Source organism: Pseudomonas sp. PA-4-8C (assembly GCF_021606625.1).
Taxonomy (GTDB): domain Bacteria; phylum Pseudomonadota; class Gammaproteobacteria; order Pseudomonadales; family Pseudomonadaceae; genus Aquipseudomonas; species Aquipseudomonas lactis.
On record NZ_WKCD01000574.1, the window covers coordinates 1 to 839 of the forward strand.

Here is an 839-nt window from a genome sequence, read left to right on the forward strand (position 1 = left end):
GTTGTATATGATCGGGTCGCCGCCAGACTCATTCTGGCCACTTTTCATCAAACAGCGCCTCAATGCGCTTAAAAGAGAACGCGATGCGACTCGCCAGAAGGACAGAACAATGACGACTTGCGCCTCCCCTCTTCAGCCAAATGAACACTACGACTTGGTAAGTCGCGCAATGCATTGGCTGATGTTCTTGTTATTTGCGTGGATCTATTGCTCAGCCATAACCCACTACCTGGCGTCGGACTCTACGCTGGATAAATGGTTGTGGCCCTTTCACAAACCCGTGGGGCTGTTACTGCTGATACTGCTGGTCCTACGTGCCGGCTGGAGTCTGCTGAGCCGACACCTGCGCCCACCGAGCATAAGCCGTATCGCCGCCACCGGGCATGGGATGTTGTACGCACTGATGTTCCTGATCCCGCTTATCGGGATGATTCGCCAGTACGGATCCGGCCGGGCTTTTTCTGCGTTTGGCGTACCGGTCATGGACGGGTTCGAGGGGGAAAAAATCCAGTGGATGGTTGACCTGGGCAGCAACTTTCATAGTTTGCTGGGTTGGACAATGCTGGTGCTTATCCTGGGGCATGTCGCGGCAGTCATCGTGCACTATTGGCAGGGCGATGCTCAGGTACTGCAGCGCATGACAAGAGGGGGACGCAAGCACTGAACGGCGCGGCAAGCTTCTCGGACGAAATGGGGACAGATTTATTTTCTAGAAATGAATCCGTCTCCTTTTCACTGCGATAAAGCGTGCTTCCTGAATGAACGCGGCGCCTGTGAGTTTTTCGCGAGCAAGCTCGCTCCTACAACTGGCATTGGGGCAATTCCACAGCGTCCAAGTT

At 54.5% G+C, this 839-nt stretch carries 1 protein-coding gene; it reads left to right on the plus strand.

Annotated elements, in window-relative coordinates:
- Positions 1-664 (plus strand): cytochrome b (locus GIW04_RS31050; RefSeq protein WP_236479651.1); only part of this gene is annotated, 664 nt, incomplete at its 5' end.
- Positions 665-839 lie beyond the last annotated feature (175 nt).